The organism is Micromonospora sp. USAFONa4 (assembly GCF_057197825.1).
In genome coordinates, this window is sequence record NZ_CM170072.1 from 6,725,731 (window position 1) to 6,748,049 (window position 22,319).

Sequence of the window (22,319 nt, forward strand, 5' to 3'; positions counted from 1 at the left end):
AGAGCGCGGGTGTACTCCTTGGTCTCTGGAGGATTTCCGGAATCAACGACTCGTACCGGCGGAGGTGTGCGGTGCCGGATCCCAGGCTGACGTACAGCTCGAACCAGCTCGGCACTGTCGGCCGCCGGGGCGTTCGCCTTGCTTGATTCCTGCCTGACGAAAGGGTCCACCTCGAGCAGATAGTCGTCCACATGACGATACCGATTGGCAGCTGGCCCGGTCTGTTCGGAGGAGGACCGCATGCAAGATCCTCATATGGTGGTATCCGATCGACGCGTGTCGCAATACCGACAGAAAGATCATGGGGAAAGGCTGCGGTCCCCGCCTATTGTGGGCTGCTCCGCCCGTTGTGGATTGCACGTGCTGGCGGGTCGGAAACGGTGGAGAGACGAGGAGCCGGTTGCATGGTTGCGGCACACGAGACGACGCTGCGGGAGCTACTCGAGGGCGCGAAGCAGTATCGGGTGCCGCTGTACCAGCGGACGTACTCGTGGACAGACTCCCAGCTCAAGCGCCTCTGGGAAGACATCCGCAAGCTGGCCGAGGAGCGGACCGAGAACCCTCACCTCACGCACTTCATAGGCTCACTGGTGCTCGCCCCCAGCCCCACGCATGGACCCTCGGTCTCCGAGTTCCTGGTGGTGGACGGCCAGCAGCGGCTGACCACCCTGTCGATCCTGCTCTGCGCCATTCGCGACCACCGGGCCAAGCACGAGGACCCGGACCATCGGGACCGGATTGATCAGGAGTACCTGATCAACAAGTACAAGCCGGCTCATCGGTTGAAGGTCGTCCCCACCCAGGCTGATCGCGCCGCCTACGAGGCGTGCTTGGAAGCGACGCCGCAGGCCGGCGGGAGTGACCAAGTGGGCGCGGCGTACCGGTTCTTCGCGGCCCAGCTCGTCGCGGTCGATGACCCGGATGACCCGATGGACATCGAACGCGTCGAGGACGCCGTCATCTCGGGGATGGCGCTGGTCTCGGTGGTGGCACAGGCCGGCGACAACGTCTATCGGATCTTCGAGTCACTCAACAACACGGGCCTCAAGCTCACCCAGGCCGACCTGCTGCGCAACTATCTGTTCATGCGTCTGCCGAACCGCGGCGAGGCGGTCTACGACTCGCTGTGGTTCCCGCTGCAGAAGCAGCTGGACGCCGGGGAGCTGGAGCAGTTGTTCTGGCTCGACCTGGTGCACCGCAACCCCGAGGTGAAGCAGACAGACACCTACGTCGGTCAGCAGGCACGGCTCAACGGCCTGCACACTGAAGCGGAGATCGAGGCTGAGGTCCGCCGGTTCTGCCGTCTCGGTGCGCTCCTGCGGATCATCCTGCACCCCGAGGAGGAGCAGGACCCACAGGTACGGCGACGTCTGGCCCGGCTTAACGCGTGGGACACGACTACCGTGTTACCGCTGCTGCTGCACCTGCTGGACCGCCGCAAGCAGGGGACGGCAACCTCCGACCAGATCGCCTCGGCGATGCTGTGCGTCGAGAGTTACTTCGTCCGGCGCCTGCTGATCGGCCGCGCCACCGCGAGTATCAACCGGGTCCTGCTGCGCATCGTCACCGATATGCGTAATGACCTGCCGGTTGACGAGGCGGTGCGGGCGTATCTGTCGGTCGGCCGGAAGTATTACGCCACCGACACCAGCCTCCGAGAGTCGGTGCGGTCCATCCCGTTCTACCTCAACGGCCGCGCGACCCAGCGCAAGCTGGTCCTTCAGTGGTTGGAGGAGTCGCACGGCAGTAAGGAACCGGTCTCGCCAGCATCGCTGACCATCGAACATGTCATGCCGCAGAGCCCGACCGCGGAATGGCGGCAGATGCTGAGCGAGGACCTGCATGGGGAGGAGAGCTTCGCCGAGGTACACGAGGCTCTGGTTCACACGTTGGGCAACCTGACCCTGACCGGTTACAACGCGGAACTGAGCAACAGCTCCTTCCTGGTCAAGCGGGCTCAACTGGGCAAGAGCGGGATCGCGCTCAACCGGGAGATCGCCGACCAGAAGCGCTGGGGACGTCCTGAGATCCACGCCCGTGCCGATGTGCTCGCCGAACGGATCATCGCCACCTGGCCGGGGCCTACCGAGGGGGCGGGCAACAAATCCGAGGTGCCCTGGGACGTCATGAACACGGCGCTCGCCGCGCTGCCCGCCGGCTCCTGGACCGCATACGGTGATTTGGCTGCGCTGATCGGCAGCCACCCCGTCTCTGTCGGCTCTCGCCTGGCCAACCACCCGGCGCCGAACGCGCACCGAGTGCTCCAGGCTGAGGGTGCGATAGCGCCGAACTTCCGCTGGCTCGACCCATCCCGCACCGACTCCCCGCACGATTTGCTGCGGGATGAGGGTGTCGAGTTCGACAAGTACGGTCGAGCCAGCCAGGCGCAGCGCATTGGTGTCGAGGAACTGGCGCAACTCGCTGGGATGCCGCAGCAGGACGGGCCCGACCAGCTTCTCCGACCGCGGTCCCGGCGCAACAGTTCGCTGGACGACCGGTTCCTCGAGCAGTTGACGGACCTTCAGGACGCGCAGGTCGCGCACGGCACGGTTGCGGTGCTCGAAGCCTGGGCGGGAATGGGCGGCATGCTGCTCTACGGTTCCGGCGGTGAGACCTCGTGCTTCCTGATGGCGCGCGGAAAGGACCACGAGCGCGGCAACATCTGGCCTGCGACGATCTATCCGAGCGGCAAATGCGAGATCGTGTTCCAGCACCTCAGCACCCGGACCCCGTTCGACGACATAGCGTTGCGGGAGCAGTTCCGCCAGCGGCTGAACGAGCTGCCCGGCGTGAAGATCGCGGCCGCCAAGTTGGCGCTCCGTCCCGGCTTGTCCCTCAGCGTCCTTGTTGACCTCAAGGTGCGCGAGGCACTGATCGAGCATCTCCGCTGGTTTTACGGGCAGGCCACGCAGACCGAGGTCTGACGCTCGCACTGCCCTTTGCTCTCGCCCCTGCCACCGTTCCACCGTTGGGCGATCGTCGGGCGGACACCCTGCCCAAGGAAGACTGGAGCATGACGTGACGGCCGACAACGCTGTCCCTGACCTACCGGATCGCCTCCGGGAACTGTTCGTCAGCTGGAACGATGCTGGACGACCACCGCAAGGCGCAATGAGATGGAACCGGTCGACATGGCAGGCGACCTTGCCGGATTACCACGATCTTCTCGCCGAACTTCCGGACCAGATTGACCGCGCCGGCGTGGCGCAGCGAGGGCGCCACGCCGCAGACAGCGATGCCGAGGCGGTCCAGGCGTTCGTCACCGCGATGGTGTGGGGATACGGGCCGATCGGATACGGCGCGTTCCGGACGGCCCGCGTACTGCGAGAGAACCCCGATGCGCCAGCCGTGCTCCGTGAGGCGGCGCTGCGAGTAGGCGGAGGCGGCGGGGCTGAAGCCTTCGCCTGGTTGAAAGACAACCGGTTGCGTTACCTCGGCGTCGCCTTCGCGACCAAGTACCTCTTCTTCTGCAGCGGCGCCGCAGCACCGGCGTTGGTGCTCGATCGTCTGGTGCAGCGCTGGCTGTGGCGGCATGCAGCCTTTGCAGTGAGTCTGAACTGGCGGGTAGAGCACTACCGGCGATACCTGGCGCTGCTAAGCGGATGGGCTGACGAGTTGAATATTACGCCGGAACAGGTCGAGCACCTCATCTTCGCGGACTCCGCCTCCCAGCAGCCGGGTAGTCCGTGGGGATCCCCGCTGGTGACAGCGGACGACAAGGCCGATGCTGCCTGTGCCGAGACTGCCGTTCTGGACGCACTCGACGAAGCTCTGGCTGCCTATGCCGACCTGGACGAAGGCGTCGGGCCGAGCGACATCGAGGACTTCGAATTCGGCGTACGCCAGTTGCGCCGAATCGTGCTGGCCCGCAGGTTCACGCATCGCGGTTTGTCGAACTGACAATGCTGCGGGCGGACGACGCCTCTAGGGACGGGCAGCGACTCGGCGACCAGCGGGCTGATGAACGATAGGGAAGTGCGACGGGTGCAACGCGAGCAAACTTGGTCGGCGCTGTGGCAGCTACTGGCGGAGCGGCCCGGGCAACACAAGCGGCAGTTGTTGACGGGACTACAGCGCATGGGCTTGTTTGGCCTCAGCACAACAGACGTCAACCGGTTGCTGTATGCCAGCCCAGAGATCTTTGCTCATGACAGCGGCACTCCGCGGGTTTGGCGCCTCACCGATCAAGCGCGGCTCAACATCCTGCCGGGTCTAACCGCCCCAGTGACAGCATGGCCGCGATGCTACGTCGGTAAGGCTCCTCGAGCCTGGCAGCTCGAGGCCTTCGCTCAGTGGCAAGCCGGTGGCCGGCGTGGGGTCGTGGAGGCCGTTACCGGGACCGGTAAGACGACAGTGGGGGTTCTTGCAGCGGCAGCGGCAGTGGAAGCCGGTGAGAAAGTGCTGGTGCTCGTGCCCGGTCGGGAACTGCTCGACCAGTGGTATGAGGTATTGAGCCGCGATCTTCGCGACGCTCTCGTCGGACGGTTTGGGGACCGCCATGAGGACCTATTCAACGGCCATCAGGTTCTGGTGGCCACCGTGCAGTCCGCAGCCAGATATCAGATGCTGCACCGGGGTTCGGTTGGACTGCTCGTCGCCGACGAGGTGCACCGGTACGGAGCAAAGACGTTCGCTCGGGCACTCGAGCCAGAGTTCGGTGCCCGGCTGGGGCTGACGGCGACGTACGCCCGCGAGGACGACGGTCTGGAGGAGTACCTCGAGCCCTACTTCGGCAACGTGGTCATGGGCTGCACCTACCAGCGTGGCTTGGCCGACGGAATCCTTGCGCCCTTTCGCGTGGGCTTTCTCGGCGCCGACTTCACCGTGGACGAGCGCGAGCAGTACGACCACTACGACGAGCGTGCCAGGACGCTACGGGGTCGGCTGGTCCTAGATCACGGCTGTCCCGACGAACCGTTCGGTGAGTTCATGTCGCGCGTCAACGAACTGAGTCAAGGGGGACACGGAAGCCTCAGTGCCACGGCGGACGCCCGCCGCTACCTGCACGCGTTCAGCAAGCGGCGTCAGCTGTTGGCAGACTGTAGCCGTAAGCAGGAAGCTCTCGCCTCCCTGGCACCTGTTCTGGCGGCGGCTGACCAAGGGCTGGTGTTCAGCGAGACCACGGCCAGCGCCGAACAAGCTGCGGCGGTGCTGTGCCACCTCGGTGTCGCTGCCCTGGATTTCACGAGCGTTCTGCCCCAGACGGAACGCAAGCAGCGGCTCGCGGCATTCAAGCACGGGCAGGTGAAGGTGTTGACTGCCCCACGAGTGCTGGACGAAGGGATCGATGTCCCGCAGGCCGAGGTTGGCGTGATCGTGGCAGGGAGCCGAAGTAGACGGCAGATGATCCAGCGCATGGGCCGGGTGATTCGGCCCAAGGCCGACCGTCGTCCAGCAACTTTCTTCGTCCTTTATGCCAGAGGCACCTCGGAGGATCCCGAAATGGGCGCGCATGTGGACTTCCGCGAGCAGCTCACTGCCGTTGCCCAGGATTTGAAGTACTTCCATGCCCGCACAACCCTGACGGATCTCTGGCAGTGGTACGGCGAGGGCAGGTCCATGAGCTGATGGGATGGCCGATGCACCACGAGTAACCCATGACGGGCCGAGCGAGAAGCGATCAGAACTGTCGGTCATCAGGCCGCCTCTTGGCGGCGGCCGTGAACGCGGACCACGCTGCCGGTTCGAAGGTCAACTCCGGTCCGGCGGGGTTCTTGGAGTCGCGGACGACAACGATGCCAGGAAGGTTGGTGGCGACCTCGACGCAGTCACCGCCGTTGTCTCCGCTGCGGGTGCTCTTGCACCAGACGGCGCCGGTCAGGTCAGTCATGTCGCATCTCCCCGATGAGCCCCTTGAGCATGTCTCTCGATTCTGCCTCGCCGAGGGCGAGCGCATCCAGGCCCCTCCAGACACGGTCGTAGGCGGCCATCTCGTCGGGCTTGTCGAGGTAGAGCGCTCCGGTCAGAGACTCGCTGTAGACAACTGAGGGTTCCGGAGCAGCCCGGCCGCCTTTGGTCGGTGGAAAGTCGAGGATGACGAAGGACCCGGCTACCGCGCCGGGCTGAGGACCCGCCGCCAGCGGCAGCACCCTGACTGACACGTTTGGAAGGCCCGAGAGCTTGATGAGCTGGTCGAGTTGGAGCCTCATCACCTCGCGGCCACCAAGAACCCGTCGGAGCACAGCCTCCGACAGCACGGCATCAAGCCGGGGGGCCGCCGGTAGCCGTCGGACGAGAAGTGCCTGTCGCTGAAGCCGAACCTGCACCGCCCGCTCGCGTTCCTCGTCGCTCAACCGCCCGCCAAGACGGTAGAGGGCGTGGGCGTACTCCTTGGTTTGGAGGATCCCAGGGATCAGCGACTCGTCGTACCGGCGGAGGTGAGCAGCGGCGGATTCCAGGCCGACGTACAGCTCGAACCAGCTCGGGACCGCGTCTCCGTACGCGTGCCACCAGCCCTTGGACTTCGTCTCCGTGGCGAGCCCGCGCATGGCCTCGGTCATCTCGGCGGACACCCCGTACAGCTCGCACATCGCCTTGACGTCGAGCACCCGGACCGGGCCCATGCCGCACTCGATCCGCCAGATCTTCTGCCGGCTGTATTCGAGGGCCTCGGCGGCGGCGTCGAGGGTGACCCCCGCCTCGGTGCGGTACTGGCGTAGCAGCCGGCCGAGTTGCCGGCGCGGCACGGTCGATCCGACATCCTCGGTCACCCGGACACTCCCTGATTCCATCGCGCAACACTGCGTCACCTTGCCATGTAACAGCTATCGGTGGCAGCAAAGAAAGTCAATACTTCTGGGAAGAATTCCGGTGTGGAACGTTGCCTCGATGCTGCGCATCGTCACAGGATGACCACAGACCCTGGTGTCGTACCGCTGATCGAAGCTGCGGCGGCAGGGTGGGGTGGCCCGTGCGCGCGGGGAGGATGGACGGGCCATCCCTTCCAGTCCACGAGGGAGAGGCAGGCAGCAGATGCGCGTCCGCAACCAGCGACCGGGAGCGACCTATCGCTCCTCGGCGTACACCAGTCTGCTGCCGTGGCAGGTGCGCGAGCGACGCTTCAAGCCGGTCGGGCTCGGACGCCGCGGCCTGGAACCGGCCGACGTCTACGACTTCCTCGACCGAGTCGCCGGCGATATGGCCAACGTCTACGCCGCCCTGGCCGCCAGCCGCTGGGAGACCGCCGTCCTCAAGGACGCGCTGCGCCGCTGGCAGTCCGAGCAGGCCTGCGCCCGCGCCGACCGGGGACACGAGGCATGACCCAGCGGTACGTTATCCACCTGCCCGTGGCCGCCACCGACCTGCCGGCCGCGCAGCGGCTGGCCCGGGTGATCAGCCGTTGGCTGCTGGTGCTGCCGCAGACCGACCCGGGGGAGAGCACCGTTTCGGAAGAGGACAACCAGCACGTGCGTCACCGGGTCTTCTGTGACCTGCGGATGCCTGGCGGCCGGCGCTGCCTGCTCCGTGCCGACCACGACGGCGCCTGCTCCCGTCGCCTTCCGCGGTGAGCCTCCGACCGGGGCACCTGGTGATCTGAGGGCGAGCTGGTTCCCTACTCCGGATAGCCAGCGGAGTAGGTCGCATCCACGAGTTCTTGCAGGTGTCGGATGACCGAGGCCTTGTGGTCCGTCTCCGGAAGTTGTTGCTCGCCAGCCTTGATGAGTCCGCCTCGCCAGTGGCGCATGATCTCGTTCTGGGCCCTTGTGGACAACTGGTCGATCCAGAGAGACCCGAGGTTGTTGTCGATGATTTCTTGTAGATGGTTGGCAGCTTCCCGGTCGGTGAGCCGTTCGACCAGGAACTCCAGAGTCCAGTCGAAGAGACCACCGGTAGCGGTCCAGTCGACCCCGGGCTTCAGCACGATCAGGCCGGCCATCAGTTCCCCACGATGAATACCCGTGGACCGAGATCACGGTCCGCTATGAACTGCTCGATCTTGGCTGTCTGCTCGACCGAGAACTTCGAGACGTCAACGGGCACGAGGTCAGCCTTGTCCAGGTGTCGTTCGATCTGATATTGAAGCTGCGGCCACTGCCGGTCGAAGAACTGGCCGGGGAAGTTACCGACGGCATCATATGTGCGCCCCGCGTCGTCGACCCAGTCGGCCGAGGAATCCGCAGGGGCGCGACTGAGTTGAACGCCGAGGAGCTGTTCCAGCCGTACCGCGGTTTGGGCCTCGCCTGGCCTGAATTTCCCGGTCGCCGGGTCCATGCCGAGAGCATGGACGCGTGCTTCCTCGCCGGCGTGCCGAGCGGGGGGCTCATGAGGCGTCCCGGGGGTCGAGGCGCCGTCACCGGATCTGCCTGGTCGACTGCTGGCAAGCCGCCCCAGCGCCTGCTTTAGCTTTTCGATCAGGTCGCCGAGCCGCCGGATCTCCGGCATCAGCCGGCGTAGGCTCGCCAGCAGCCCGCGCAGCAGTCGCGCGATCCGCGCCACCCACGATGCCACCAACGTCGTCACCTGCTCCACCACCAACGGCGCGGCGAGCCCGCCGGTGATGACCAGTTCGCCGGCGTACACGATGAGCCGGGAGACGCAGGTGGCGATGGCGTCGCGGACCAGCAGCCGGACGGCGGCGACCAGGCCGGCGGCTCCCTCGGTGATGGCGGCGAGGGTGTCGGCGCCCTGGGCCAGCCCGCCGATGGCCTGCTGCTGCTCGGCGGCCCAGGCGCGGTAGGCGGGGCCGGCGCCGCCACCCCAGCCTGCGACGTCGGTGCGGACGGCGGCGGCCAGGTCGGCGGCCTCCCTGCGCAGCGACGCGGCGACGTTGCGCCAGGTCTGGGCGTGGGCGGTGATCTGCGCGGGGTCGCCGGCGAGCCAGTCGAGTGCCTCGCTGAGCGGCTTGACGTGCTCGATCAGCCAGGCGATGCCGTACTGGAGCAGCGCGCCGACCGGGTCGGAGACGAAGGCGAGGGCGTCCAGGCCGGCGCTGACCACGCCGAGGGTGCCGTCGATCCAGCTGCCGTTGCGGACGCCCTGGGCGATGAGCTCGATGTCCTCGCAGATCCAGATGCCGGCCCAGGCGCTGGGCGGGGTGTCGGCTGCGGCGGCGACGAGCGGGTTGGTGGTCACCCCTTGTGCCGTGTCCGCTGTAGCGACCGCTCGGCCCGAGCGTCGGCGGCCCGGTAGCGGTCGGCGCCGGTCCGCAATCTGTCGGCGGTGTCGCGCACCGAGCCGGCCGCGGTGCCGATGCCCTGGACCAGGGTCTGCTGGAGGCCGTCGAGCAGCGCCGGCATGATCGCGCAGAGCCGCCCGTACGCCTCGGCTCCCAACCGGACGTGCTGGCCGGCCTGGCGGGCGGTGTCGAGGCTGCCGGCGCGGCGGTCGAGGCGCGCGGCGTGGCGGGTCAGGTCGTCGGGGTCGACCTGGATGCCGTCAGCGCCGGGCATCCGGTGTGTCCCGGTCGGGATCCAACCGGCGGCGGTACGACTCGACAAGCGCCACCGCTGTCGGATCCTCGGCGCCGAGGACGCCCGTGGTCGCCTCGGTGATCCTGTTCAGGAGGTCGGTGTGCGCGGCCCGGGTGGTCGCCAGGATATGCCGGGCGGTGTGCGCCGCGGAGTGTTGTCGGGTGCGTTCGTCCAGCCGCAGGTCGACCAGCAGGCCCGACGAGTCGACGGTGACCTCGATCGTCCGGTCGGGGCTGGTCGCCGTGCCCCGCATCGCCTGTACCTGAGAGGCCAGCTCCTTGGCCCGGGCTGCCCGGTCCGCGATGGACGCTTCCCAGTCGTCGAGCCGGCGCGTTGCCTCGTCCAGCGCGGCTTCGTCCGCCCACATGCCTGACCCTCCCCAGGGCATCGACGCCGACCGGTCGGTGTCGCCGTCACGCTATCAATCAATGGCATCGCGTACGGTGACGGCCGCCGCTCTCGGCCGCCACGCCTCGGAACGTTCTGGTCACCCCCAGTTTGTAGAGCATGGTTGACAAACTGCGCTCAAGGGCTACTTTGTAGATGGGGGTCTACAAGCGAGGGAGGTGGGACCCGTGGTGCGAGAGATGCTCAGCGTGGCTGACATCGCGGCGATGTTCGGCGTCGAGCCGAAGACGGTCAGCATGTGGCGGCTGCGCTACCCGGAGTTTCCGGAGCCGGATGTCCTCGTCGGCGGCATGGCGGGCTGGGATCCCGAACGGGCCGAAGAGATCCGGGTCTGGGAGAGTCGGCGCCCCGGGCAGGGGCGACGCGCGATGCTGGCCGAGCACATACAGGAGACGTTGCGCCGGACGTTCATCTTCAGGTTCATGCGCCCCGACGACTTCGCCTGGGCGCCGATCGACTTCCCCGGCATCGTGTACGAAGACGGTCGGCTCGCGGACGGCATGCAGGTCAAGGCCGCGGAGCACCTGATCGGCGCGCTTCGCGACCAGGGCTACGAGATCGTCTTCCAGGACACCGGCACCGACGTGACGGAAGCCGTGCGACACGTGCTCTGGGACCGGTGGACCGCGCAGGAGGTCGGGGAGAACGAGTTCATCGGGCAGTTGTTCGATGAGTATGGACGGATCTACCGCGGCTGCACGGCCTTCGACGCCGCCTCCTACACGCTGAACCGGCTCGAAGCGCTCGGCGGCGAGATCCGCTCCATGCTCGGACCGTCGCCGCAGGTGCGGTCCCGCCGTTCGCAGTAGCGGGGTGTGCGGCCCCGAACACCACAGTCCCGCGTCGGGACATCGGCCGACGCACAAGTAGTCGCCGGAGCGCATCGAACAGGAATCGGGCGGTCGGCGCGACGGCACCCTGGAGGCTGGAGACTTCGTGGAGACATCCGAGCACCACATCGAACCCGCCGTCGGCAGACTGGGCGTCCTGACAGTTGGGCTCGGCGCCGTGGCGTCGACCTTCATCGCCGGCGTCGAGCTGATCAGGCGCGGCCTCGCTGAGCCCGTCGGCTCGCTCACCCAGATGGGCACCATCCGCCTCGGCAAGCGGACCGAGCACCGGGTGCCGCTCATTCGCGACTTCGTACCGCTGGCCGGCCTCGACCAGCTGGTCTTCGGTGCCTGGGACCCGATCTCGGACACGGCCTACGAAGCCGCGCTCAAGTGCGGTGTGCTCGACCGGTACACACACATCGAACCGATCGCGGCCGCGCTCAAGGAGATCGAGCCCATGCCAGCCGTGTTCGACCAGCGCTACGTGCGGCGGCTCGACGGCACCAACGTCAAGACCGCAGCGACCAAGCGGGAGCTGGCCGAGGCCATCCGCAGGGACATCCGTGAGTTCAAGGCAAAGCACTCCTGCGAACGACTCGTGATCATCTGGTGCGCGTCCACCGAGACCTACATCGAGCTTGGCCCGGCCCACCAGGACCTGGAAGCGTTCAACGCCGCGATCGATGCGAACGACGAGAGCGTCGCGCCCTCGATGCTCTACGCGTACGCGGCGCTCACCGAGGGCGTCCCATTTCTCAATGGCGCACCGAACCTCACCACCGACATGCCGGCGCTGGTGGAACTCGCCCACACGGCCGGCGTACCGATCGGTGGCAAGGACTTCAAGACCGGGCAGACGCTTCTGAAGACCGTGCTGGCGCCGATGTTGAAGGCCCGCATGCTCGGGCTTCAGGGCTGGTACTCGACGAACATCCTGGGTAATCGCGACGGCGAGGTGTTGGACGACCCCGACAGCTTCCGCACCAAGGAGAAGTCCAAGCTCGGCGTGCTCGAGCACATCCTGCAGCCGAGCCTCCATCCCGAACTCTACGGCGACTACTACCACAAGGTACGCATCAACTACTACCCGCCCCGCGGCGACCAGAAGGAAGGCTGGGACAACATCGACATCGTCGGCTGGCTCGGCTATCCGATGCAGATCAAGGTCGACTTCCTGTGTCGGGACTCGATTCTGGCCGCCCCCCTGGTACTCGACCTGGTGCTCTTCACGGACCTCGCCCAGCGAGCGGGGCTCAGAGGGGTGCAGGAGTGGCTGTCCTTCTACTTCAAGGATCCGCAGCACGCGCCCAGCGTCTATCCCGAGCACGACCTGTTCATCCAGCAGACCAAGCTGAAGAACACCCTTCGCTGGCTGATGGGCGAGGAGCAGATCACCCACCTGGGAGCCGAGTACTACCAGGACTGAACATCGACTCGTCCCCGCCCGCGCACCCGGCGGGCGGGGACGAGTCAGCCTGACTGACAACGCCGACGGTGTGTTGGCGATCGCCCGGGCCGACCGACGGTTTCTGCGAACCCGACAGCGATCGATGGGCGTACGGCCGGGGTTCCTGCGAGTCCGTCGGCCAGCCGAGAAGCGGTCTACCGGGACGGCAGCGGGGCGGCCGGGCGGACCGCGGTGAACTGGGAGTGCTCGTACCGGGTGGCGGAGAGCAGCAGCAGCCACTCGTCGCAGCCCTGCCACGGGTAGAGGTCGGCGGCGCCGCCGCGTACGACGCGGGGCCCGTCGCCGGTGCGTGGCCGGGCGTCCGCCGGCGCGTCCGCGAAGCCGGGGATCCACACGTCGGCGCAGATCTCGCCAGCCGAACCCATCGCCGCCAGGCCGAAGTCGTTCTCGCCGGCGGCCGTGCGCTCCTCGTCGCCGAAGTCGTCGAGGATCTGATCCTCGTCGGGTTTGCCGTCGCCACGGAAGGTCAGCGTGGTGGTGCCGGCGCGGGCCGCGTACTCCCACTCGGCCTCGCTGGGCAGCCGGAACGGCAGGGCGTCGAGCAGGTCGTCCAGGTCGCCCTCGATGCGGGCGGTGTTGGTGTCCTCGTCGGCGTAATCGTCCTCGTAGTCGGGCAGCCAGTGCCGGACCTGCGCGACCGTCAGCGGGTGCCGGGCGATCAGGAACGGTCCGACCCGCACCTGCCGCACCGGCTGGGCGTCGTTGGCGGCGGCGAGGAAGGGCTCGATGGTGTCCTCGACTCCTCCGTCGCGCTCGATGGCGCGTACGGCCTCCAGTTCCGCGTCGGACAGACCCATGCGGAACGTGCCGCCGGGCACCTCCCGGAACAGCACGCCCGACGCGGTGTGCCGCCAGGCGGGGCGCCCGGCCGCGATCTCTTCGGTCCACACGGCACCGAACGCTAGCAGCGGAGGCTTCTGCGTCTGGGCGCCGCCCGCTCACCAGGTGCCGTCGTCGCGTGGCCGAGGAACCGCTCACCGCCCCGGCTCTGGCTCCCGCTGTTCGGGCTCGTCCGCGGTGTGCCCCTGACTGAGGAAGTACGCCCCGAGGGCGCCGGCGAGGGTGCCGAACACCACCACGGAATAGACGGCCAGCACCAGTTCGAGGATCTGCGCGAACGTGTCGGTGGCGCCGAGCGGCACACCGGTGATGGTGGTGAGCGCGGCGTCGTGCAGGGCCTGCCCGTGGTTCCGGTAGGCGCCGGTCACTGTCAGCAACTGCCCGGCGGTCACGATGACCGTCACCGTCACGACGGCCAGCCAGGCCAGCCGGTCGGTGAGCAGTCGGCCCGCCGAGCGGGAGCCGCGTACGGCGGCGGCGACCACGCCGGCTCCCCGGGCCGCCCGAAGCGCGATGGCCGCGCGGGCGAACCGCAGGAAGGGTACGGCGAGGAAGATCACCTGCCACCAGTTCTGCTTCCAGAACTGCCGGGCTCGGTGTCGAGCCAGCCAGGCGCGCAGGGCGAACTCTGCCACGAACACGGTCCACAGGATCCAGCTGGCGACCGTGAGGGCGTTGTTGAGCGCCTCGTCGTGGGTGAACGACTGTACGAGCACCAGCAGCAGGAACAGCACGCCGAGGATCCCCATCGGCTTGTCGAGCCGGCTGGTGAGCTCGTCGAGACGGGAATCCTCCTCTCGACGGTTCCGCGCCCCGGTTGCGCGTCCGCCCTCGGGCCGGCGGCGGTCGCCGTGATCGTCGGAGTGGCCTGCCGGCACGGTCACGTACCGCAGGAGTGCTCGGCACCGGTGGGGCCGGGCCGGACCGCCCGCGACGTGTCCAATCGGCAGCGGGCACGTTGCGGGCCACCGGCCACGATCGTCTGCATGGTCTGGCTCCTCGGGCCGGTGGTGTCGGGACGCGGTGTCGACAACCGACCGTAGGGGCTCGACCACGCCCGGGCTGCCCGTTTGCGTCAAGAGCCGAGATATTCGCGGCCCCCGCTCCCGCGCTGACGGCACATCCCGCCCGAATGATGTCTATCCCTCGATGTCGTTGGTAGGGTGCTGCGGTGCCTCCCCCTGCCACCGTCGGCGCGCCACCGGGCGACCGCTCCCTGACCTCAGAATCCACGCCCTCCACCGCCCGACAGGTGCGGCGCGCACGCTTCAGCGAGTCCGGTCTCGCGTGGCTGATGCTGCTGCCCTCGGTGGGGGTCTTCGCCCTGTTCGTGTTCTGGCCGCTCGGGCGGACCCTGTACCTGTCGGTGCACGGCAACGACATCTTCGGCGCCGCGTCGGAGTACGTCGGCGCGGCGCACTACCGGGACATGCTGTCCGGCGAGTTCGGCAAGGTACTGGCCACGACCGCGCTGTTCACGCTCTTCTCGGTGGTGCCGGCCGTGCTGGGCGCGCTCTTCGTGGTGCTGCTGCTGGAGGCGCGCATTCGGGGCGTACGGGCGCTGCGCACCGCGTTCGCGCTGCCGTTCGCGTTCTCGGTGGCGACCGCGTCGGTCATCTTCGCCGTCATCTACAACCCGGCGATCGGGGTGGCGAACGGCCTGCTCGGCTCCCTCGGCTTCGACCGGGTCAACTGGCTCACCGACCCGTCGATCGCGTTGCCCGCCGTCTGCGCCGCGACGGTGTGGATGAACTTCGGCTACAACATCCTCGTGCTCTCCGCCGGGGTCTCGGCGATCTCGCCCGAGGTGGTCGAGGCGGCGCGGCTGGACGGCGCGACCGGGTGGCGGCTGGCGACACGGATCACCGTGCCGCTGCTCTCCCCGCAGCTGTTCTTCCTCGTCGTGGTGTCCACGATCCACGCCCTGCAGAGCTTCGGGCAGATCCACATCCTGACCAAGGGCGGGCCGGACCAGGCCACGACGACGCTTGTCTACTCGATCTACGAGAAGGCGTTCGCCTTCGGCTCCTCCGACTTCGGCGCGGCCAGCGCGCAGGCCGTCGTGCTGCTGGTCATCATGCTCGGCTGCACGGCCGTCCAATTCGGCGTCCTCGAACGGCGGGTCCACTACCGATGAAAAAGCTCAACCTCGGCCGGGTCGCCGTCTACGTCGTGCTCGGCCTGGCCGCGATCCCCGTGCTGTTCCCGGTCTACTACGGGTTCGTCGGCGCCGTGATGGGTCCCGGCGACCTGGCGACCTATCCGCCCGCGCTGGTGCCGAGCGCGCTGCACTGGCAGAACATCACCGACGTGTTCCGCTCGGTGCCGCTCGGCCGCTTCTACGCGAACTCCGCCGTGCAGGCCGGAATCATCACCGTGGCGCAGGTCGTCACCAGCATCTTCGCCGCGTACGCCTTCGCGTTCCTGCGCCTGCCGGCGAAGGCGGCGACGTTCAGTCTCTTCCTCGCCACCCTCATGGTGCCGTGGGAAGCGATCATCATCCCCAACTACCTGGCCATCTCCGACTGGGGCCTGACGCGCGGCGGGCTGACGTACCTCGGCCTGGTGCTGCCCTTCCTCGCCTCGGCGTTCGGCACGTTCCTGCTGCGGCAGGCGTTCCTGCAGTTCCCGACCGAGCTGCGCGACGCCGCGGTGATCGACGGGTGCGGCCACTGGCGGCTGCTGTGGCGGGTCATCGTGCCGCTGTCCAAGCCCTCCATCGCGGCGGTCGGGGTCTACGTCTTCCTCTCGGCGTGGAACCAGTACTTCTGGCCGCTGATCCTGATCCGCGACACCGAGTTCCAGACGCTGCAGATCGGCATCTCCCAGCTCAACGACGCCGAGGCGGCACAGCCGGGCCTCGTCCTCGCCGGCGTCGCGTTGTCGCTGCTTCCCACGCTGGCCGTCGTGATCTTCGGCCAGCGCTACATCGTCCGCGGGCTGACCGCCGGGGCGCTGCGTTGAACCATCGAGAAGGAGAACCAATGAGAAGACCTCGGCTCCGCCGGACCGCGGCGGCGTTCGTCGCCGTCGTGGCCGCCGCCGCGCTCACGGCCTGCGGCGACTCCGGGTCCGGCACCGACGGCGGCAGCGGCGCGCTCGACGCGCCCGGCGCCGAGGTGCTGGAGAAGGCCACGGACAAGACCACGATCGAGTTCTGGCACGCGATGAAGGGGGCCAACGCCACCGCCGTCGACCAGCTCGTGGCCGACTTCAACGCCCAGAGCGGCGGCAAGGTCGAGGTCAAGGCGGTCTTCCAGGGAAGCTACGACGAGACGATCGCGAAGTACAAGGCGTCGGTGCAGCAGAAGAGCACGCCGGCCCTGGTGCAGATCTACGACATCGGCAGCCGCTTCATGGTCGACTCGAAGCAGGTCGTGCCGATGCACAAGTTCATCGAGAAGGACGGCTTCAACGCCGGCGACATCGAGCCGAACATCGCCAGCTACTACTCTGTCGACGGCAAGCTCTGGTCCATGCCGTTCAACTCCTCGACGCCCCTGCTGTACCTCAACAAGGAGGCGTTCGAGCGGGCCAAGCTCGACCCGACGAAGCCGCCGAAGAACCTCGACGAGATCGGCGAGCTGGCGAAGAAGCTCACGGTCAAGGACGCCAGCGGCAAGACCGTCCAGTACGGCTTCAACGCCGCCATCTACGGCTGGCTGGTGGAGCAGCTGCTCGCCACCGACGGCAAGGAGTACTGCGACAAGGGCAACGGGCGCAGCGGCCTGGCCACGAAGGTGCAGTTCGACCAGGAGACGGCCGTGCGCGTCGCGCAGTGGTGGACGGACCTGGTGAAGGGCGGCTACGCGACGAACACCGGCCGCAAGACCGACGACGCCCAGGCCGCCTTCAAGTCGGGCACGGTCGCCATGCACCTGGAGTCCACAAGCGTGCTGCGCGGCTACGTCGACGCCGCGAAGGGCAAGTTCACCGTGCTCACCGCCCCATACCCGAAGGTGAGCGCTTCCTCCACGGGCGGACCGATCATCGGTGGCGCGTCGCTGTGGATCAACGGCGTCGGCCACGACGACAAGGAGAAGCGGGCCGCCTGGGAGTTCGTGAAGTTCGCCTCCGGCCCGGTCGAGCAGGCCAAGTGGCACACCAGCACCGGGTACGTGCCGATCAACGCCAAGGCGCTCGACGAGCAGATCGACAAGGACTGGATGGCGAAGTTCCCCCAGTTCCGTACCGCCGTGGACCAGCTGCACGCGCTGCCGCCGTCGGTCGCGTCGGCCGGCTGCCTGCTGGGCGTGATGCCGCAGGCCCGCAAGGCCTCCGAGGACGGCCTCGAGGCGGCCATCGTGGGCAGCAAGCCGGCCGAGCAGGCCATGAAGGACGCCGCGGCGAGCGTGCAGGGCGCCATCGACAGCTACAACAAGTCGGTCAGCTGACCACCGCACCGCGCTGATCGTCGAGAAGGGCCAGTTCCGCCGGGACTGGCCCTTCTCCGCTGCCGCCGCCAGGCGTGGGGTGCGGGCGGATCCTATGGTGGGCTCTGCCACCGATCGAGGGAGAGACAGTTGTCACCGTCGCACCGCCCGCCCCGTTCGTGCGTCGCAGGGGCGGCCCTGGGCCTGCTCGTCGGGCTCGCCGCCTGCACCGGGCCACGGGCGGAGCCGCCCGAGCAGCCGGCGCCGGGGATTGCGGTGACCCAGGAGAGCCTGCGCGGCGGCGGGACCGGAACGGAGGGGGAGGGCCCGGAGCCCACCTGGTCGGTGACGGCCGGGCGGCTCGACCAGCCGTTGACGCAGCTCGGCCAGGTCGTCGTCGTGCCGGACGGGCGGGAACTGCGGGCGGTGGACCGCTCCACGGGGCAGGACCGCTGGCGTCGCCCGTTCCCGATGGCCTACCAGTACGCGGTCGCCGGCGACCTGATCGTGGTCAGCGCCAGCAACGGAGGGCCGCTGGAGGTGCTCGACGCGGCCACCGGCGCCACCCGCTGGCGGGCCGAGGACACCCAGGGCGTCGTCGTCCAGCAGCAGGTCGTGTACGACCGGGAGTGCGTCGGCACCGGACGATCCGCGAAGTGTGTCGTCATCGCCCGGGACGTCCGCGACGGTCGGCAACTGTGGAAACTGTCCGCCGACCGGTTCGCCCGGGTCAGCGACGAGGCGCTCGGCGTCCGCGCGCCGTACGCCGCGCCCACCCAGCGGTACGTGTCGGTGCGGCTGGACGGGCGTACCTACACGAGCGTCGCACCCACCACCGGCAAGGCCGGTGCCGGACGCCTGCCGAGCCGGGCCTGGCACGGCTTCGTGGCCGGCAACCTGCTGGTGACCACCGACCACGATCCGCCCCGGGGCGACCGGCGGTGCACCGTCAGCATCGCCACCGTCGACGCGGCCACCGGCGCCAGAGGCTGGTCCGGCGAGGTCTTCAGCGGGCGACGCGAGGACGGCGAGTGTGCCAAGCGACTGGCGCACGACCGCAGCGGGCTGACCCTGATCGGGGCCGGCACCCGGCTCGTCGCTGTCACGGACGCCGGCCGGCCGCAGGTGATCGACCTGCGGACCGGTAGAACGCAGTGGGAGGGCGTCGCCCCCGGCGTGCCGATCGACGGGGACGACCGGTCCGTGCTGGTGCGGCGCACCGCCGACGAGGGCGAGCTGGCCCTGCTCGACATGGCCACCGGCGCGACGCGGTGGAGCGCGCCGGACCCGGGACTGTCCGGCACCTCGGCGAGCTGGCGGTCGAGCCTGACCGGCCGCCTCGTGGCGGTCAGCGGCGCGGTGGAGGAACGACCGGTCGTACTCATCTACGACGTGTCCACCGGTCGCCAGCTCGGCCGGTACGCCGGTTGGCTCGCCGGCGCCGGGGACGACTGGGTCGCGGTCAGCCACTCCGGAGGCCCGGACGGGATCGCACTGGACCTCTACGCCTTCTGAACCGGCGCGGCGGGCCGGTCCTGGGCCGCCCGCCGCGTCCACCACCGCCGCGCGCTAGTTCCAGCGGAACAGGAGCGCCGCGACGGTCGCACCGACGACTGCGGTGATCGCCAGACCCGCCAGGTTCGACGCGTCGACCGAGGCCCCCGCCCAGGCGCTGGAGAGCGCCTCGACGGTGGCGCCGAACGGGAGCCACGAGGCGGCCCGGGCCACCGGTTCCGGCAGGGAGGCGGTGCCGCCGAACAAGCCGCCGACGGCCCCGAGGGCGAAGAAGGCGATCAGACCGATGGCGACCGCCGAGTTCGGGGTGGGCGCCACCGAGGCGACGATCATGCCCAGCCCGTACATCGCGGCCACCGAGAGCCCGACCACGGCGAGCGCCATGCCGACGTCGGCCGGCGGACGTGCACCGAAGCCGGCGACGGCGACGGCGTACGCCAGCCCGATCCCCAGCACCGCCTGTGCCAGGCTCACCACCAGCTGGGCGACGAGCACCATCGCCGGCGACGCCGGGGTGACCGCGAGCCGGCGCAGCACCCCGCTGCGGCGGTAGTAGGCCAGGAAGCTCGGCATGTTCACGATGCCGATCGTGGCGAGGACGATGGTGAAGACCAGCGGAAGGACGAACAGGTCCAGCGCCGAGCGCCCGCCGGCGACCTCCTGGTCACCGGCGGCAGCGGCGTTCATGACCAGGATCAACAGCGGCAGCCCTATCGGTACGACCAGCCCGGCCGTGTCCCGGACGACCATCTTCGCCTCGCACCCGATCAGGGTCAGCCACGAGCCCGCCCCGGGCCGTCGTACGGTCACCTCGTTCATGCGTCCTCCTCCGTGACGAGTTCCTTGCCGGTGAGGCGGACGAACGCCTCCTCCAGGTTCGCGGCGCCGGCCCTGGCGGCCAGCCCGGCCGGGGTGTCCACGGCGACGATCCGGCCGGCGTCGAGCAGCACGACCCGGTCGCAGAGCCGTTGGACCTCGTCCATCGCGTGGCTGACCAGCAGCACGGTCTCGTCGCGCAGCCCCTCCACGCCCGCCCAGATGCGCCGGCGGGCCCGCGGATCGAGCCCGGTGGTGAGTTCGTCGAGGATCACCACCCGCGGGCGGCCGACCAGGGCGAGGGCGATGGAGAGGCGCTGCTGCTGGCCGCCGGAGAGCTTCTCGAACCGCGTCCCGGCCTGCCCCCGCAGCTCGACCAGGTCGAGCAGTTCGTCGGCGGGGCGCGGATCGGGGTAGAAGCTGCGGTAGAGGCGGAGCAGCTCATCGACGGTCAGGGCCGCGTGCAGCTCGGCCTGCTGCAACTGCACGCCGAGCACCTGGCGGACGGCGGCGCGGTCCCGGCGCGGGTCCCGCCCGAGCACCCGGACGCGTCCCCGGTCGGGGATCCGCAGGCCGGCGATCAGCTCGATCATCGTGGTCTTGCCGGCCCCGTTGACGCCCAGGACGCCCAGCACCTCGCCGGGGGCCACCGCCAAACTGACGTCGTCGACGGCGACGATGTCGCCGTACCGTTTGCAAAGGTTCTCGACCTCGATGGCGGGTTGGCTCATGCTCCCCATGCTGGTCGGCGCCGACCGCCCGCCGCCTGTGCCGGAGGTCAGCCCCGCCGGCCATGACTTTCGGCACCCGTGGCTCGCCGCCAGCGGCGGCTAGGGTTGCCGCATGCGGCGGCTCGGGCTCGATGAGTGGTCCGGCCTGGTGATGCTCGTCGTGTGCGTGGGCGTCGGGTCGCCGGTGATGCTGGGCCTGGTCGAGCCGGACATCCCGGCGCCGGTGTGGGTGGGGCTCTTCGTCGTCACCCTGGGCGCGGCGCTCGGCGCCGTGGCCGAGTGGGGAGCACCCCGGACGAGGTGGGCGGCCTACGGCACGGCGGTGGTCGCCGGCTGGGGCGTGGTCGCGACGGCCCCCCGCGCCGGCATGCTGCCGATCCTGCTGGTGGTGATCGCCGCGCTCGGACCGGAGACCCTACGGCTGCCGGTCAACCTGCTGGTGGTGGCGCTGAACACGGCCGTGATCGCCCTGACCGTCGGCCGGGTCCACGACGACCCGGTCGCGCCGCTCGCGTCCGGGGTGTTCTACGGGCTGATCCAGATCGCGACGACGTTCAGCGTGACCGCGGTCCGGCGGGAGCAGCAGCACCGTCGGGAGCTGGCCCGGGCGCACGTGGAGCTGCGGGCGGCCAGCCTGCTGCTGGCCGGGTCCGCCCGCACGGCGGAACGACTGCGCATCTCCCGTGAGCTGCACGATCTGATCGGTCACCAGCTCACCGTCCTCACCCTGGAGTTGGAGGCGGCCCGGCACCGTGCGGGCGACCCGGCGCGGGAGCACGTCGAACGGGCCGGCCGGGTGGCCCGGGAGGTGCTCGCCGACGTGCGCGACACCGTCAGCGCGCTGCGCGCCGGGTCCGCCGCCGACCTCGCCGAGGCGCTGCGCGACGTCGGCCGCGACATCCCCGGGCTCGACGTGACGGTCGAGGTGGGCGAGGACGTCGAGCCGAACGAGGAACAGACCGCGGCGCTCGTGCGGGCCGTACAGGAGATCATCACCAACACTCTGCGGCACGCCTGCGCGGGCGAGCTGCGAGTCACGATCGCCCGCCACGGTGAGGCGATCCGCCTGACGGCGGTCGACGACGGGCAGGGCGCGCGGAACGTGGTCCCCGGCAACGGGCTGCGGGGCCTCGCGGAGCGGTTCACGGCACTCGGCGGGGAGATCGCGTACGACGGCAGCGCGGGCTTCCGGGTGACCGCCCGGATGCCGGCCCGGTGACGGGCATGGTCGATCCGGCCGGCCCGCGCGGCCGAGGCGACAGGACCCGGGTGGTCGTGGTCGACGACCAGACGCTGGTCCGGCAGGGCGTCCGCACCCTGCTCGACATGGCGGGCATCGAGGTGGTCGGCGAGGCCGACGACGGCGAGGCGGCCCTGGCCGCGATCGACGCGACCCGGCCCGACGTCGTCCTGCTGGACCTGCGCATGCCGCGCCGGGACGGCATCTGGGTCCTCCGGCGGCTCCGGGAGCGCGGGACGGACGTGCCGGTGCTGGTGCTCACCACCTTCGACGACGACACCCTCGTCCTCGACGCGCTGCGCGCCGGAGCGCGGGGCTACCTGCTCAAGGACGTCACGCTGGAGCAGCTGACCCGGGCGGTCGAGACCCTCGCCGCGGGCGGAACGCTCATCGCCGTGTCGATCACCGATCGGCTCCTGCGCGCCATCCGCTCGGCGCCGTCCCCGGTCGGGGTGAGCGCTCCGCCGTCGCAGGAGCTCACCGAGCGGGAGCTGGACGTGCTGCGGCTGGTCGCCGAGGGCTACACCAACCGGGAGGTCGCCGGCCTGCTCTTCCTCGCGGAGGGGACGGTCAAGAACCACGTGTCGGCGATCCTGCTCAAGCTGGGTGCCCGGGACCGCACCAACGCGGTGCTGCGGGCGCTGCACGAGGGCGTCCTGCGGTAGACGCGCCACGGCGAGGACCT

The 22,319-nt window shown here is 69.2% G+C and carries 23 protein-coding genes; 13 read left to right on the forward strand and 10 right to left on the reverse strand.

Annotated features, from left to right (window positions below; all coding sequences use genetic code 11):
• The first annotated feature begins 404 nt into the window (after positions 1 to 404).
• The 3 genes from AC0OO9_RS29025 to AC0OO9_RS29035 all read left to right on the forward strand — a co-directional run bounded on the left by AC0OO9_RS29025 (position 405) and on the right by AC0OO9_RS29035 (position 5,568).
• Positions 405 to 2,924, forward strand: a complete 2,520-nt coding sequence (locus AC0OO9_RS29025) for a GmrSD restriction endonuclease domain-containing protein (protein ID WP_484513852.1) — start codon at positions 405 to 407, stop codon at positions 2,922 to 2,924.
• 94 nt (positions 2,925 to 3,018) lie between these two features.
• Positions 3,019 to 3,900, forward strand: a complete 882-nt coding sequence (locus AC0OO9_RS29030; RefSeq protein WP_484513854.1) for an 8-oxoguanine DNA glycosylase OGG fold protein — start codon at positions 3,019 to 3,021, stop codon at positions 3,898 to 3,900.
• An 84-nt stretch (positions 3,901 to 3,984) separates the two neighbouring features.
• Complete coding sequence (locus AC0OO9_RS29035; protein WP_484513856.1) at positions 3,985 to 5,568, forward strand: DEAD/DEAH box helicase; 1,584 nt, start codon at positions 3,985 to 3,987, stop codon at positions 5,566 to 5,568.
• Positions 5,569 to 5,620: 52 nt separating this feature from the next.
• Here the strand turns inward: AC0OO9_RS29035 and AC0OO9_RS29040 are convergent, their stop codons facing one another.
• Together AC0OO9_RS29040 and AC0OO9_RS29045 are read right to left on the reverse strand one after the other, a co-directional pair.
• Positions 5,621 to 5,830 (reverse strand): DUF397 domain-containing protein, encoded by a 210-nt coding sequence (locus AC0OO9_RS29040; RefSeq protein ID WP_484513857.1) that lies wholly within the window; start codon positions 5,828 to 5,830, stop codon positions 5,621 to 5,623.
• Positions 5,823 to 6,710: a helix-turn-helix domain-containing protein gene (locus AC0OO9_RS29045; RefSeq protein WP_484513858.1), complete on the reverse strand. Its 888-nt coding sequence runs from the start codon at positions 6,708 to 6,710 to the stop codon at positions 5,823 to 5,825. The genes AC0OO9_RS29040 and AC0OO9_RS29045 overlap by 8 nt, the downstream gene beginning before the upstream one ends.
• A 262-nt stretch (positions 6,711 to 6,972) precedes the next feature.
• On the opposite strand from AC0OO9_RS29045, the gene AC0OO9_RS29050 reads away from it, so the two are divergent.
• Both AC0OO9_RS29050 and AC0OO9_RS29055 read left to right on the forward strand, forming a co-directional pair.
• Complete coding sequence (locus AC0OO9_RS29050) at positions 6,973 to 7,260, forward strand: DivIVA domain-containing protein (protein ID WP_484513860.1); 288 nt, start codon at positions 6,973 to 6,975, stop codon at positions 7,258 to 7,260.
• Entirely contained in the window at positions 7,257 to 7,508 is a 252-nt protein-coding gene (locus AC0OO9_RS29055) for a hypothetical protein (protein ID WP_484513862.1), read from the forward strand. Before AC0OO9_RS29050 ends, AC0OO9_RS29055 begins: the two co-directional genes overlap by 4 nt.
• A gap of 44 nt (positions 7,509 to 7,552) precedes the next feature.
• Here AC0OO9_RS29055 and AC0OO9_RS29060 read toward each other — a convergent pair whose 3' ends face one another.
• The 4 genes from AC0OO9_RS29060 to AC0OO9_RS29075 are packed head-to-tail and all read right to left on the reverse strand — an operon-like array spanning position 7,553 to position 9,777.
• On the reverse strand, positions 7,553 to 7,876 hold the full coding sequence (locus AC0OO9_RS29060) for a hypothetical protein (protein WP_484513864.1): 324 nt from the start codon (positions 7,874 to 7,876) through the stop codon (positions 7,553 to 7,555).
• Positions 7,876 to 9,072, reverse strand: a complete 1,197-nt coding sequence (locus AC0OO9_RS29065) for a WXG100-like domain-containing protein (RefSeq protein ID WP_484513865.1) — start codon at positions 9,070 to 9,072, stop codon at positions 7,876 to 7,878. The genes AC0OO9_RS29060 and AC0OO9_RS29065 overlap by 1 nt, the downstream gene beginning before the upstream one ends.
• Complete coding sequence (locus AC0OO9_RS29070) at positions 9,069 to 9,389, reverse strand: type VII secretion target (RefSeq protein ID WP_484513866.1); 321 nt, start codon at positions 9,387 to 9,389, stop codon at positions 9,069 to 9,071. Before AC0OO9_RS29070 ends, AC0OO9_RS29065 begins: the two co-directional genes overlap by 4 nt.
• Positions 9,376 to 9,777 (reverse strand): YbaB/EbfC family nucleoid-associated protein, encoded by a 402-nt coding sequence (locus AC0OO9_RS29075; protein ID WP_484513868.1) that lies wholly within the window; start codon positions 9,775 to 9,777, stop codon positions 9,376 to 9,378. Before AC0OO9_RS29075 ends, AC0OO9_RS29070 begins: the two co-directional genes overlap by 14 nt.
• 220 nt (positions 9,778 to 9,997) lie before the next feature.
• Here AC0OO9_RS29075 and AC0OO9_RS29080 point away from each other — a divergent pair, with 220 nt between their 5' ends.
• Both AC0OO9_RS29080 and AC0OO9_RS29085 read left to right on the forward strand, forming a co-directional pair.
• On the forward strand, positions 9,998 to 10,627 hold the full coding sequence (locus tag AC0OO9_RS29080; RefSeq protein WP_484513870.1) for a hypothetical protein: 630 nt from the start codon (positions 9,998 to 10,000) through the stop codon (positions 10,625 to 10,627).
• A 127-nt stretch (positions 10,628 to 10,754) separates the two neighbouring features.
• The gene (locus AC0OO9_RS29085) at positions 10,755 to 12,077 is read left to right on the forward strand and encodes an inositol-3-phosphate synthase (protein ID WP_484513872.1); all 1,323 of its coding nucleotides are present in this window, start codon (positions 10,755 to 10,757) and stop codon (positions 12,075 to 12,077) included.
• A 176-nt stretch (positions 12,078 to 12,253) separates the two neighbouring features.
• On the opposite strand, the gene AC0OO9_RS29090 is transcribed toward AC0OO9_RS29085, so the two are convergent.
• The gene (locus AC0OO9_RS29090) at positions 12,254 to 13,009 is read right to left on the reverse strand and encodes a formylglycine-generating enzyme family protein (RefSeq protein WP_484513874.1); all 756 of its coding nucleotides are present in this window, start codon (positions 13,007 to 13,009) and stop codon (positions 12,254 to 12,256) included.
• An 84-nt stretch (positions 13,010 to 13,093) separates the two neighbouring features.
• The gene (locus AC0OO9_RS29095) at positions 13,094 to 13,843 is read right to left on the reverse strand and encodes a hypothetical protein (RefSeq protein ID WP_484513876.1); all 750 of its coding nucleotides are present in this window, start codon (positions 13,841 to 13,843) and stop codon (positions 13,094 to 13,096) included.
• Positions 13,844 to 14,130: 287 nt separating this feature from the next.
• On the opposite strand from AC0OO9_RS29095, the gene AC0OO9_RS29100 reads away from it, so the two are divergent.
• The 4 genes from AC0OO9_RS29100 (at position 14,131) to AC0OO9_RS29115 (ending at position 18,847) form a co-directional block, all read left to right on the forward strand.
• Positions 14,131 to 15,096: a carbohydrate ABC transporter permease gene (locus tag AC0OO9_RS29100; RefSeq protein ID WP_207914510.1), complete on the forward strand. Its 966-nt coding sequence runs from the start codon at positions 14,131 to 14,133 to the stop codon at positions 15,094 to 15,096.
• Positions 15,093 to 15,923, forward strand: coding sequence for a carbohydrate ABC transporter permease (locus AC0OO9_RS29105; RefSeq protein ID WP_151454906.1), 831 nt, complete (start codon positions 15,093 to 15,095; stop codon positions 15,921 to 15,923). Before AC0OO9_RS29100 ends, AC0OO9_RS29105 begins: the two co-directional genes overlap by 4 nt.
• Positions 15,924 to 15,943: 20 nt before the next feature.
• Complete coding sequence (locus tag AC0OO9_RS29110) at positions 15,944 to 17,353, forward strand: ABC transporter substrate-binding protein (protein WP_311414102.1); 1,410 nt, start codon at positions 15,944 to 15,946, stop codon at positions 17,351 to 17,353.
• A 255-nt stretch (positions 17,354 to 17,608) separates the two neighbouring features.
• Positions 17,609 to 18,847 carry an outer membrane protein assembly factor BamB family protein gene (locus AC0OO9_RS29115; protein WP_484513879.1) on the forward strand — a complete coding sequence of 413 codons (1,239 nt, stop codon included), beginning with the start codon at positions 17,609 to 17,611 and terminating at the stop codon, positions 18,845 to 18,847.
• A 54-nt stretch (positions 18,848 to 18,901) separates the two neighbouring features.
• Here AC0OO9_RS29115 and AC0OO9_RS29120 read toward each other — a convergent pair whose 3' ends face one another.
• Complete coding sequence (locus AC0OO9_RS29120) at positions 18,902 to 19,666, reverse strand: ABC transporter permease (protein WP_484513880.1); 765 nt, start codon at positions 19,664 to 19,666, stop codon at positions 18,902 to 18,904.
• Positions 19,663 to 20,394 (reverse strand): ABC transporter ATP-binding protein, encoded by a 732-nt coding sequence (locus AC0OO9_RS29125; protein ID WP_484513882.1) that lies wholly within the window; start codon positions 20,392 to 20,394, stop codon positions 19,663 to 19,665. Before AC0OO9_RS29125 ends, AC0OO9_RS29120 begins: the two co-directional genes overlap by 4 nt.
• A gap of 112 nt (positions 20,395 to 20,506) precedes the next feature.
• Between AC0OO9_RS29125 and AC0OO9_RS29130 the strand changes: the two genes are divergently transcribed.
• Both AC0OO9_RS29130 and AC0OO9_RS29135 read left to right on the forward strand, forming a co-directional pair.
• A complete protein-coding gene (locus AC0OO9_RS29130; RefSeq protein WP_484513884.1) occupies positions 20,507 to 21,613 on the forward strand; it encodes a sensor histidine kinase in 1,107 nt (368 codons plus the stop codon).
• A gap of 5 nt (positions 21,614 to 21,618) precedes the next feature.
• Positions 21,619 to 22,299 carry a response regulator gene (locus AC0OO9_RS29135; protein WP_484513886.1) on the forward strand — a complete coding sequence of 227 codons (681 nt, stop codon included), beginning with the start codon at positions 21,619 to 21,621 and terminating at the stop codon, positions 22,297 to 22,299.
• The last annotated feature ends 20 nt before the right edge of the window (positions 22,300 to 22,319 follow it).

What these genes read in the sequence shown, in the direction of transcription:
- AC0OO9_RS29050 (WP_484513860.1), top strand. Translation starts at nt 6,973, where the DNA reads ATGCGCGTCCGCAACCAGCGACCGGGAGCGACCTATCGCTCCTCGGCG.
- AC0OO9_RS29080 (WP_484513870.1), top strand. Translation starts at nt 9,998, where the DNA reads ATGCTCAGCGTGGCTGACATCGCGGCGATGTTCGGCGTCGAGCCGAAG.
- AC0OO9_RS29075 (WP_484513868.1), bottom strand. Translation starts at nt 9,777, where the DNA reads ATGTGGGCGGACGAAGCCGCGCTGGACGAGGCAACGCGCCGGCTCGAC.
- AC0OO9_RS29105 (WP_151454906.1), top strand. Translation starts at nt 15,093, where the DNA reads ATGAAAAAGCTCAACCTCGGCCGGGTCGCCGTCTACGTCGTGCTCGGC.
- AC0OO9_RS29120 (WP_484513880.1), bottom strand. Translation starts at nt 19,666, where the DNA reads ATGAACGAGGTGACCGTACGACGGCCCGGGGCGGGCTCGTGGCTGACC.
- AC0OO9_RS29040 (WP_484513857.1), bottom strand. Translation starts at nt 5,830, where the DNA reads ATGACTGACCTGACCGGCGCCGTCTGGTGCAAGAGCACCCGCAGCGGA.
- AC0OO9_RS29060 (WP_484513864.1), bottom strand. Translation starts at nt 7,876, where the DNA reads ATGGCCGGCCTGATCGTGCTGAAGCCCGGGGTCGACTGGACCGCTACC.
- AC0OO9_RS29135 (WP_484513886.1), top strand. Translation starts at nt 21,619, where the DNA reads ATGGTCGATCCGGCCGGCCCGCGCGGCCGAGGCGACAGGACCCGGGTG.
- AC0OO9_RS29130 (WP_484513884.1), top strand. Translation starts at nt 20,507, where the DNA reads ATGCGGCGGCTCGGGCTCGATGAGTGGTCCGGCCTGGTGATGCTCGTC.
- AC0OO9_RS29055 (WP_484513862.1), top strand. Translation starts at nt 7,257, where the DNA reads ATGACCCAGCGGTACGTTATCCACCTGCCCGTGGCCGCCACCGACCTG.
- AC0OO9_RS29125 (WP_484513882.1), bottom strand. Translation starts at nt 20,394, where the DNA reads ATGAGCCAACCCGCCATCGAGGTCGAGAACCTTTGCAAACGGTACGGC.
- AC0OO9_RS29070 (WP_484513866.1), bottom strand. Translation starts at nt 9,389, where the DNA reads ATGCCCGGCGCTGACGGCATCCAGGTCGACCCCGACGACCTGACCCGC.
- AC0OO9_RS29025 (WP_484513852.1), top strand. Translation starts at nt 405, where the DNA reads ATGGTTGCGGCACACGAGACGACGCTGCGGGAGCTACTCGAGGGCGCG.
- AC0OO9_RS29110 (WP_311414102.1), top strand. Translation starts at nt 15,944, where the DNA reads ATGAGAAGACCTCGGCTCCGCCGGACCGCGGCGGCGTTCGTCGCCGTC.